General features: G+C 63.1%; 8 protein-coding genes and 1 riboswitch. Of the genes, 6 read left to right on the top strand and 2 right to left on the bottom strand.

The genetic code is table 11. The features are described 5' to 3' along the window. The first annotated feature begins 101 nt into the window (after window positions 1–101). The 5 genes from AB7951_RS23745 (at window position 102) to AB7951_RS23725 (ending at window position 5,757) form a co-directional block, all read left to right on the top strand. Window positions 102–1,559, top strand: coding sequence for a cell wall hydrolase (locus tag AB7951_RS23745; protein WP_439066639.1), 1,458 nt, complete (start codon window positions 102–104; stop codon window positions 1,557–1,559). Between the two features lie 266 nt (window positions 1,560–1,825). Next, window positions 1,826–3,079: an MFS transporter gene (locus tag AB7951_RS23740; protein ID WP_441256067.1), complete on the top strand. Its 1,254-nt coding sequence runs from the start codon at window positions 1,826–1,828 to the stop codon at window positions 3,077–3,079. Window positions 3,080–3,144: 65 nt separating this feature from the next. Continuing rightward, window positions 3,145–3,297, top strand: a riboswitch (FMN riboswitch). An 80-nt stretch (window positions 3,298–3,377) separates the two neighbouring features. Beyond that, window positions 3,378–3,887 carry a 6,7-dimethyl-8-ribityllumazine synthase gene (locus AB7951_RS23735; protein ID WP_439062152.1) on the top strand — a complete coding sequence of 170 codons (510 nt, stop codon included), beginning with the start codon at window positions 3,378–3,380 and terminating at the stop codon, window positions 3,885–3,887. A 139-nt stretch (window positions 3,888–4,026) separates the two neighbouring features. Beyond that, window positions 4,027–5,013 (top strand): acrylyl-CoA reductase (NADPH), encoded by a 987-nt coding sequence (gene acuI, locus AB7951_RS23730; protein ID WP_439062153.1) that lies wholly within the window; start codon window positions 4,027–4,029, stop codon window positions 5,011–5,013. 111 nt (window positions 5,014–5,124) lie between these two features. Continuing rightward, window positions 5,125–5,757 carry a hypothetical protein gene (locus tag AB7951_RS23725; protein WP_089262445.1) on the top strand — a complete coding sequence of 211 codons (633 nt, stop codon included), beginning with the start codon at window positions 5,125–5,127 and terminating at the stop codon, window positions 5,755–5,757. A 5-nt stretch (window positions 5,758–5,762) separates the two neighbouring features. Here AB7951_RS23725 and AB7951_RS23720 read toward each other — a convergent pair whose 3' ends face one another. Both AB7951_RS23720 and AB7951_RS23715 read right to left on the bottom strand, forming a co-directional pair. Continuing rightward, a complete protein-coding gene (locus AB7951_RS23720; protein WP_439062154.1) occupies window positions 5,763–6,926 on the bottom strand; it encodes a M48 family metallopeptidase in 1,164 nt (387 codons plus the stop codon). Between the two features lie 140 nt (window positions 6,927–7,066). Further along, the gene (locus tag AB7951_RS23715) at window positions 7,067–7,627 is read right to left on the bottom strand and encodes a LemA family protein (protein ID WP_439066638.1); all 561 of its coding nucleotides are present in this window, start codon (window positions 7,625–7,627) and stop codon (window positions 7,067–7,069) included. A gap of 360 nt (window positions 7,628–7,987) precedes the next feature. On the opposite strand from AB7951_RS23715, the gene AB7951_RS23710 reads away from it, so the two are divergent. Beyond that, window positions 7,988–10,960, top strand: a complete 2,973-nt coding sequence (locus AB7951_RS23710) for an autotransporter outer membrane beta-barrel domain-containing protein (RefSeq protein ID WP_439062156.1) — start codon at window positions 7,988–7,990, stop codon at window positions 10,958–10,960. The last annotated feature ends 52 nt before the right edge of the window (window positions 10,961–11,012 follow it).

Raw genomic sequence — 11,012 nt, 5'->3', positions numbered from 1 at the left:
GCAACTTTGATTCCGTACTAACGAAATAGATCGAAATGTACGGATGTGCAGATTAGTGCCGTGCAGGGCGATGCTGGTGTAAGCGTTGCGTGAGCGTATCGATGTTAGTACTGCGTAACCGGCCGAAGGGCGCGCGTGGCGCGTTCTTCGGCTTCGGTCTCTGCGTTTTCGCATTGGCCCCGACAGAATCTGGCTATCAGGACATCGCCTCGCTGCTGGCTCGCCAGCCGGGCGTGACCGAACGCTGGCAGAAGCGCGTGTTCGCGCCCGCCGTCTCCTCCATCCAGGTTGCGACATTCTCGTTCGGCCGCCCAATGGGTACGGCCTCGCGCAATCCCACCTTGCAACTCGCCAGCCTCGACAATTCCGGCATCGCCGCCAGCGGAGCGCTGACGGACATCACCGGTGCACTGACCCGCAATCCGCTGGCGCAGCCGCCCCGCCGCTATGAAGCCGCCGATTTTCCGAAAGTGGATCGCTCGCTGAAGGGCGATCGCCTCGCCATCCGCGCGCCGGAGACCGTGGCGCCTGATGAGCCGGCAAAGCAGGATTCATTCGACGACAACAGATCGGTGATGGGCGCGAAGACCGTCGATGCGCTGCCATCCGTGCAGCATGCCCCGCTCGATCCCGAACTCGATGAAGCGCTGCGTGCCCCGCCGCTTGCGCAATACGACGCATCGCAGTCCGTGCAGCCCACCGAGGACGCCAAGACCGATGCAGCGGTGATCCCCGTTGAGCCGGCGCCGGCCAAGGACGGCTTCTCGGTGAAGACCGCAAGCCTGTTTTTCGGTAGCTCGTCGCTCGGCGCATCGGTCGAGACCATGGAGCGCTGGCAACCCGGCGAAGAGCCGACCATTGTAATGCCAGGCACAGCTGTGCCGGGCACAGCCGTGCCAGGCATTGCCATGCCGGGCTCAAGCCTCGACCCGGACATGAAGGCTACGGCGGTGGTGCCGAATGCGGCGATCAACCCGACCGACGGCGGCGAAAGCGTTGCCGGCAAGGGCGAGGTCAACAGCGCCAATCAGCGTGCGAAGACGCCGGCCGAACGTATGGGTCTCACCGAGCAGACCCGCGGCAAGCAGGAAAAGTGTCTGACGGAAGCCATCTACTTCGAGGCCCGCGGCGAGGCGGTGCGCGGCCAGATGGCGGTGGCGCAGGTGGTGATGAACCGCGTGTTCTCCGGCTTCTATCCGACAACGGTCTGCGGCGTCGTCTATCAGAACAAACATCGCCGCCTGGCCTGCCAATTCACCTTCGCCTGCGACGGCATTCCGGATGTCGTGAAAGAGCCGGATATGTGGGAGCGCGCCCGCAAGATCGCGAAGGCGACGCTGGACGGCCGGATCTGGCTGCCGGAAGTCGCGAAGTCCACGCATTACCATGCCTATTGGGTGCATCCGTCCTGGGTCCGCGAGATGAAGAAGATGTACAAGACCGGCGTGCACTCCTTCTACCGTCCACGTAACTGGGGCGACGGCAGCGAGGCGCCGAGCTGGGGCACGGCGGCGCAGACCGCGGAAATCTCCGCCAAGCTCTCCGAAATCAAGCCGTAACAGCCACGACTTTACCTCCGAGCCTGCCAAGAGCGATGCCATGCCCGGCATCGCTCTTTCCATTCCGGATTTCGCAGAATGTTATCCCGACCCTGGGCCGGGATGACGTCTGCGTGGCCCTGCATCCCAGCAATGCATCCCCCGAAATCCCCATCATCGCCATTGGGATTTCCATGCGAATGCATTAATCTTCCGTCCAGTCCGGACCGGGCTTGTGCTCTTGGGCCGGCTGAATTTTCAATCCGAATTTGATCCGGGGAAACGACATGGCGGCAATCGACGGCGCGACGCGCCCGGCATCTGGTTTTGGCTGGCGTACCCCGCTGGTGATCATCATCTGCGGATCGCTGATCGGCATGCTCACCTTCGGGCCGCGTTCCAGCGTCGGCTTCTTCATGCAGCCCTTCAGCCAGGAGTTCGGCTGGGGCCGTGACGTTTTCGCGCTCGCCTTCGCCGTGCAAAACCTGCTCTGGGGCATCGGCCAGCCTTTCGCCGGTGCCGTCGCCGACAAGTTCGGCAGCGTGCGCGTGATCTGCGGCGGCGCCTTCCTCTATGCAGCTGGCTTGCTGATGATGCGCTATTCCTCGACACCGCTCGAGCTGAATATCAGCGCTGGACTGCTGATCGGTTTTGGCCTGTCGGGTTGCTCGTTCAATCTGGTGCTGTCTGCCTTCGGCAAACTGGTGCCGCCGGAATGGCGCGGCATCGCGCTCGGCGCCGGCACCGCCGCAGGCTCGTTCGGCCAGTTCATCTTTGCGCCTTTCACAGTGGCGATGATCGACAACACCGGCTGGCAGGCGACGCTCACCGTGTTCGCGGTGCTGATGTTGCTGGTGATCCCGTTGTCGCTTGCCTTGGCGACTCCGACCGCGAGTGCCGCGTCCGCCGACGCGCCGGTGGCGCAGAAGCAGTCGTTCAAGAGCGCACTCACGGAAGCCTTCGGCCATCGCTCCTATGTGCTGCTGGTGCTCGGCTTCTTCACCTGCGGCTTCCAGCTCGCTTTCATCACCATGCATCTGCCGGCCTATCTGGTCGATCGCGGCTTGCCGGCGGCTGTGGGCGGCTGGGTGATTGCCATCATCGGCCTGTTCAACATCATCGGCTCGCTGACGGTCGGCTATGTGCAGGGCAAGCTGCCGAAGCGCTATATCCTGTCCTTCATCTATTTCACCCGCGCGCTGGCGACGGTGGCCTTCATCATGCTGCCGCTGACCACCACCTCGGCGCTCGTGTTCGGCGCCATCAGCGGGCTTGCCTGGCTCTCCACCGTGCCACCGACATCGAGCCTGGTGTCGCTGATGTTCGGCACGCGCTGGCTGGCAACGCTGTATGGCTTTGCCTTCTTCAGCCATCAGGTCGGTGGCTTCCTCGGTGCCTGGCTGGGCGGTGTCGTGTTCGACAAGTTCGGTTCCTACACGCCGGTGTGGTGGTTGTCGGTGCTGTTCGGCGTGCTGTCGGCACTGATCAATCTGCCGATCGTGGAAGAGCCCGTGAAGCGTCCGATTGCACAGCCGGCATGAGCCTGTTGTTGACTCGCTGATCTCCAGCGATAAAAATTGATCTTGGCCGTCCCAATCGGGGCGGCCTTCGTTCTCAGGGCGGGGTGAAAATCCCCACCGGCGGTAATCGGGCGCAAGCTCGGGAGCCCGCGAGCGCCTGACGGGTTACACCGTCAGGGTCAGCAGATCCGGTGCGATGCCGGAGCCGACGGTCATAGTCCGGATGAAAGAGAACGGGTATGCGCACGGACTCCGCTTCGGCGGATGCTCGGCGTGTGACCGTACGTCCTGATTCTGGTCTCAAACCGCGAGAGCATCCATGAATCAGCCTGTGATGAACTTCAAAACTTCCACTTCCGTAAATCTTGCACCATCGACCGGGCGGATCGCCTTCATCCAGTCGTGCTGGCACAAGGATATTGTCGATCAATGCCGTGTCGGTTTTGTCGCCGAACTTGCACTGCATGGTGTGCCTGACAGTCAAATCGATGTCTTCGAGGTGCCCGGCGCCTTCGAAATTCCGTTGCAGGCCAAATTGCTGGCGCGCACCGGGCGCTATGTGGCAATCGTCGCCACCGGGCTCATCGTGGACGGTGGCATCTATCGCCATGAATTCGTCTCTGACGCCGTCATCAACGGGTTGATGCGGGTGCAGCTCGACAGCGAGGTGCCGGTGATCTCGGCGGTGCTGACGCCGCAACACTTTCACGAACATGCGGAGCACCTGCGCTTCTTCCGCGAGCATTTCGTTGTGAAGGGCACCGAGGCGGCAACAGCCTGTGCGGCGACCATCGCCAATATCGCGGCAACGCGGCAACTGGCGGCCTGATCGCCGCAATTGCCGCGTTATGCCGCCATGTCCGGGCAGGGCTGCAGAGCTCCTGCCCGGCTGGTGCGGGTGGCGTTTCGCGCCATGGCACGGCATAATTCGGCAGCAGAAATCACAAGCAAAATTCGGGAGACGCGTGTTGGGAACGTTCAAGGCTGTCCGCATCGACAAGGCTGACAAAGGCACCACGGTTGCGCTGACGCAGTTCGACGAAGCCGAATTGATGGACGGCGACGTCACCGTGCGGGTCGAATGGTCCACCGTGAATTACAAGGACGGCCTCGCCGTCACCGGCAAGGCGCCGGTGGTGCGCCGATTCCCGATGATCGCCGGCATCGACTTTGCCGGCACGGTAGAAGCCTCGTCCAATCCGAACTGGAAGCCCGGCGACAAGGTGATCGGCAATGGCTGGGGCATGGGCGAAACCCATCTTGGCGCCTATGCCGAAAAGACCCGCGTCAAGGGCGACTGGCTGGTGCGGCTGCCGAATGGCATGACCACCCGCGACGCCATGGCGGTCGGCACTGCCGGTTACACGGCAATGCTGAGCGTACTGGCGCTGGAGAAGCACGGGCTGAAGCCGGCCGATGGGCCGATCGTCGTGACGGGGGCCGCTGGCGGCGTCGGCTCGGTGGCGATCGCCGTGCTGTCGAAGCTCGGCTACCAGGTCATTGCCTCGACCGGCCGGACCTCGGAGGAGGGTTATCTCAAGGGCCTCGGCGCCAGCGAGATCATCGACCGCAACGAGCTCTCAGGCCCGGCCAAACCGCTGGCCAAGGAGCGCTGGGCGGGCGGCATCGACAGCGTCGGTTCGACCACCCTGGCGAATCTCCTGTCGATGACCAAGTATCGCGGCGCTATCGCCGCCTGCGGTCTCGCAGCCGGCATGGACCTGCCATCTTCGGTTGCACCCTTCATTTTACGCGGCGTGTGTCTTCTCGGCATCGATTCTGTCATGTGCCCGATCGAGCTGCGGCAGCAGGCTTGGGAACGGCTGGCAACGGATCTGGATCACACAAAACTCGCTGAAATTACTCAGGAAATTCCGCTGGACCAAGTGATCGACGCCGGCGCCAAGGTTCTGGCCGGGCAGGTCCGCGGGCGAATCGTGGTAAAGATCGGCTAACGACGTTCAGACTTTACCAACCAACCTGCTCCATTGTTGCCACGGTTGGTATGGTAAGCAGCGGGTAAAGACATCAGGCGGTCATCCGCGCTCGGTTGTTCGGAGTATCCTATGGTTGCGCGTTATGTGTTGGGAGCGGTGCTTGCCGCCACGGTGGCGACCCCCGCGCTGGCTGGGTCGATGACGGCCGAAGAGGCCCGCAAGTTCGTCGCCGGCAAGGTCTTTGCCTTTACCTGTTTCGACGGTACCCGCGGCGCAGGCCGCGTGTTCGACGACGGCGGTGCGGCGGGCGCTGTGCAGTTTTCGGGCTCCGGTCCTGCGCGCAACATGCGCCTGCCGGGCAATACGCTGCAGGTCCGCGGCGAAGCGATTTGCGCCTCGATCAAGGGCATCCCGTTCGAGCCGTGCTTCAATCTCAACAAGAATGACGAGCGCAGCTTCCGTGGCTCGGTCTCCGGCATGGGCTTCGCCTATTGCGATTTCCGCCACCAGGGCGGCCGCGGCCAGATGCTGATGGCCCGCTCGCTGTCGGCCCCGCGCTCGCTGCGCGCACCGTCGACAACCCGTTCGGCCGATGCTTCCGCTGGCGCCGACAACACCGTGACCCGCGTCTCGACCCCGCGCGTCGAGAGCAGCAAGATCGACGCCGTCGGATCGATCAAGTCCGAGCCGGCCAAGGAAATTGCCAAGACGCCGGAGCCGGAAAAGACCGAAGCGCTCGAGCTGCGCAAATCCACCAACTAAGCAAGCTAGGCGTGGCGACCCCAAGGTCCTTTGAGCGGGCCCCGTAGCGGGTCCTGTGCGCTGCCTGTAGTCGATTTGCCGTCGCTCCAGGGTCCGGAACGCGGTGGCAGCGGCGACGTGTCGTCGGCTTCTCCAGGCGCGTCCGTATCGGATGGCAGTGCCATCCGGCCGGGATCGTGTCCGCCGGCGAATTTCACCAGTGCCGCGACCCGCGAATCCACCGACGGATGCGTCGCGAACAGGTCGGCAAAACCCTCGCGGGGATTGTCGATGCACATCTCCATGACGGCCGATGTCGCGCCGGGCAGTTCGCCGCGATTCTCGATCTTGCGCAGCGCCGAGATCATGGCGTCGGGATTCTTGGTCAGTTCCACCGAACCTGCATCCGCCAACAATTCGCGCGAGCGCGAGAGCGCGAAGCGCACCACCAGCGACAGCGCCCAGGCCAGCGCGATCAGTGCCACGGCGATGATGATGACGATGATAGCGCCGCCGCCGGAGCCCTTGCTGTTGCTGTCAGACGAGGAAGACGATCGCGACGATCGGCTGCCGCCGAAGCGGAAGCCGGAATTGATGAATATCCGGAAGAACAGTTCAGCCGCAAAGCCGACCACGCCGGCGATGATGACGGCGACTACCATCAGCTGCACGTCGCCATTGCGGATATGCGTCAGCTCGTGGCCGAGCACTGCTTCCATCTCGTCATCGTTGAGCGCGCGCAGGAGGCCCGTCGTGACCGTGACGGAATATTGCCGGGGGTTGAGGCCGGTGGCGAAGGCGTTCAGCGCATCAGAGTCCATCACCTTGAGCTTCGGCATCGGAATGCCGCGCGAGATGCAGAGGTTTTCAAGTAGGTTATAGAGCCGCGGCTGCTCCTGCCGCGTCACGCTTTCGCTGCCGGTGATGCTGTCGATCATCTTTTGATGCCCGAAATAGGCGATGACGATCCACAGCACCGCGCCGATGGTGGCGAAAGGAAGCGCCTTGATCAGGTCGCGCGTTGCGGCGTTGATATAATACGCAACCGAGCCATTGCTGTTAACGGCCACCTCGCCTATCAGGGCGCCGGCGAACACCATGACGTAAATCAGCAGGAACAATCCTGCGAGCAGCAGCATCGAACGCGTCTTGTTCGAGGCGATATGCGTATAGAGACCATAGGCGGCCATGATGCAGTCCTAGGATTCACTATCAGCCGTCATTGCGAGGAGCTCTTGCGACGAAGCAATCCAGTCTTCGCTTGTAGCTTTCTGGATTGCTTCGCTGCGCTCGCAATGACGGGGAGGGGCATGTGTTCTGGGTCTGAGGATCAGAACTTGACCTGCGGCACGGCTTCGACCTCCTTGCGGGTCTCGCCGAGATCGAAGAACTCCTTCGAATGGAAGCCGAAGGTGCCGGCGAACAGGGCCGCGGGCATCTGCTGAATGCCGGTGTTGTATTCGGACACGGCATTGTTGAAGAAGCGGCGCGAAGCCGCGATCTTGTTTTCGATATCCGAGAGCTCGGTTTGCAACTGCTGGAAATTCGCATTGGCCTTGAGGTCCGGATAGGCCTCGGACAGCGCGATCAGCCGGCCGAGCGCGCCGGAGAGCTGGTTTTCCGCGGCGCCGACCTGCGCCGGCCCCTGTGCATTCATCGCCGAATTGCGCGCCTTGATGACGTCGTCGAGGGTGCCGCGCTCATGCGCCGCATAGCCCTTCACGGTCTCGATCAGGTTCGGGATCAGGTCGTGGCGCTGCTTGAGCTGCACGTCGATATCGGCAAAGGACTGGTTGACCCGCTGGCTCAGCGCCACCAGTCGGTTGTAGGCAGCAAATGCCAGGAAGACGAGGACAACGATGACGCCAAGAACGATCCAGCCGGTCGACATGTGAGAACCCCCAAAAGAAACCATCAAACCCAAAGCCTAGCCGATCATGCGGCCGCAGAGCAGGGGCCGCAGGCACGTCGCGGCACGGATTGGTCGCATTGAGCGTGGAATACGTTCAAGGTGGCGAGGCCCGGCCAATGGCCGGCGTTGTCCCCACGCCATTCTGCTAATGACGAGAAGAAAGTCAGTGCTGCAATCCTAGGGATACTGTCCCCGGCATACTTCGTTGCAGTCATGCATCAGTCTGCGAGAGTCTTGTACGTGGCGCCTGCGGGTTAGCGCCGGTGCGCTATCCGTCATCCAGCCGTCATGCGCAAAACCTAATGAAAACCTAACCTTTGGGCTGGGGAATGAACTGTGATGTTGGAATGGCGTAACGGCGCGAGCCGGCTTGCGATGGGCGTGGTTGTGGGGGCGCTGGTCGCGCCGATGACGGCGGAGGCCCAGACTTTCACTGTGCCTGCAGGCACGACGGATACCACGACGAAAACGCTCAGCGGCACGCAAACCGGGACGGTCGACGCCTCCGGCACGCTGCGATCCACCAGCGGCACGGCGACCATCGGGTGGAACGGCGCATCGACCGGCGTCGTCGTCACCAATTCCGGCGTGATCGAAAACACCAGCACGGGACGCGTCATCGATGCCACCGGTGCTACGGCAGGCCGCACCTTCACCTTCCTTAACAATGTCGGCGCCATCGTGCGATCGACCCAGAACGACGTGTTCCGGTTCAATCTGGCGATGACATCTGGCACGATCGTGATCGACAATGCCGGGCTGATCCAGGCCGGCGGTACCGGCTATGCTGCGCTCGGGCAGGCGCTCGATTTCCGCGGCATGACCGGCGCCGCGTCGATGACCATCATCAACCGTGCGACCGGCGTGATCGAGGCGATGACCGACGATGCGGTCCGGCCCGGCGCCAACGCGGTGATCAATAATTTCGGCATCATCCGCAGCTTCGGTGCCAATACGTCCGGTGGTGCCAACGGCACGTCCGACGGCATCGACACCGGCGGCAATCTTGGCGTCGTCGTCAACAATCAGGCCGGCGGCCTGATTTCCGGCGCGCGCCACGGCATCACCGCAGACACCGACGTCACGGTCAACAACGCGGCCGGCGGCACGATCCTCGGCCGCAACGGCTCGGGCGTCGGGTCCGACGGCGCCGGCACCGTCACCAACTACGGTCGCATCACCGGCACCTATGCTGGTGTCGGCAACATCTTTAACTCGGACGGCATCGCGCAGATCAATGGCGACGGCGACGGCGTCGATATCGACAATGTCGGAACCATCATCAACTACGGCATCATCGAAGGCACCGGCGCCGGCGGTTTCGATAGTGGCGGGCGTGCCAATGCCAGCGAAGGCATCTCCATCGGCGGCGGTACGATCACCAATTTCGGCACCATAAGCGGTGCAAATACCGCGATCGTCGTCAATAAGGACACGAATGTGGATCGCAGCGGCGTCGCAGCGACCACGATTATCAACTATGCGAGCGGCACCATTATTGGCCAGAATGGCTACGCGATCCGTCTGGAAAACAAGAGCACGGCGACTCCCGCCATCAATAACGACACGATCGTCAACTACGGCACCATCATCGGCAACGGTTCGATCCCCGATCCGAACGCGATCGTGTTGATGAATACGGGCGTGGCAGATCCCAATTCCGTCGGCACCCTCAACGGCGTCACCTATACCGGCACCGGCTCCGCCCGCTTCATTCGCGGCGACGGCTCGGCGATCCAGATGGGCGAAGGCAACGACGTGCTGACCAATTACGGCACCATCATCGGCAATAACGGTCGCGCCGTGAACATGGAAGGCGGCAACGACACCGTCAACATCATGAAGGGCTCGCGCATCGTCGGTCTGGTCGATGGCGGCGTCGGCACCGACACGCTGAACTACAACAAAGCGGGCCTCACCGACGCCAAGCGCGCCGCGTTGCAGGCCGGTCAGACCGTGAATATCGGCGGTACACTCTATACCTCGTTCGAGGTGATCACCGGAACGTCGTCTTCGTTCGCGTCCTTTGCCAGCGCGGGCTCGTTGGGCGTCGCCTCGCTGTTCGACAATCTGCCGGCCAACGCCACCAGCAGTTCGGTGGTCAATCTGCTCGACAGCGTTGCCAGTTCGGCGGATGTCGGCGCGGCGCTGGCGCAGCTCACGCCCGCGGCCTATCAGGGCCTCGGCCGCATGACCATGAATGACGCGTTCCAGACGACCTCGCTGGTCGGCCAACACCTGACGCAGAACCGCCTCGGCGGCCTCGGCACCGACATGTCCGGTGTCGGCAATGCGCTGGCGATGTTCGACGGCGGCATGTTCGACAAGAATTTCAGTGCGGATCGTGCGCTGGCCGCGGTGACGGGATTCCCTGGCAGCGCAAGTTCTGCGCTGGCCGATGCGGGCTGGGGCGGCAATGCGGCCGATGCGATGGCCTATGCGCCGGTGACCAAGGCTCTGCCCGGTCTGCGTCCGGTGGCTCTCGCCGCGGAAGAGGGCCTGTTCATCACGTCGGGCGCCAGCTTCGCCCGCGAAGGCGCACGAACTGACGCGCCGGGCTTCAAGTCGAACACCGTCAACGTGCTTGCCGGCTACGACCGGCGCATCACGGACAGCATCGTCGCCGGCGTGTTCGGTGGCTACGCGCTGACCCGCGGCGATATCGACAACGTTGGCAGCCACACCAAGATCTCGACCGGTACCATCGGCGGCTATGGCACCTATCAGGCGCCCGGCTGGTTCGCGACCGCCATGGGCCTCTATGGCTTCAGCGATTACGACACCACGCGCGTGGCGGTCGGCACGACGAACACCGCGGCGTTCAGCGGCGATCACTATGCGATCCGCGGCACGGTCGGCACAGACCTGCGCGTCAGCGGCTGGGTCGTCACGCCGGAGATCGGCCTGCAATATACGCGGGTGATGACCGACGGCTTCGCTGAACGCGGCGGCGCTGCGGCGCTGGTGGTCGGCTCGGACAGTTCGGAATCGCTGCGCTCCAGCGTCGGCGCACGCTTCGCCTATGACTACGCGCTGAATGGCGGCGTGCTGACGCCGGAATTGCGGCTGGCCTGGCTGCATGAATTCAGCGATGGCGTGCGCGGCATCAATGCGAGCTTCGCCGATACGACACTGCCGGGCTCGTTCATCACCGCGACCGGCAGCGCATTGCGCGATCGCGGCGTGATCGGTGCCGGTCTGTCCGGCAAGCTTGCGCCGCTCACGGTGCTGTCGGTGAACTATGATGCGATCGTCGGCAGCAACGACGCCGTCGCGCATCAGGTGATGGGCCGCATCCGGCATTCGTTCTGAGAGCGGGCTATCCGCAGGAAAAACGAGATTCGCAAATACCGAATGTAGGTGA

The sequence above is a fragment of the Tardiphaga sp. 285_C5_N1_2 genome (genome assembly GCF_052076065.1).
Lineage (GTDB): Bacteria > Pseudomonadota > Alphaproteobacteria > Rhizobiales > Xanthobacteraceae > Tardiphaga > Tardiphaga robiniae.
This window is presented reverse-complemented; position numbering and strand designations above follow the sequence as displayed.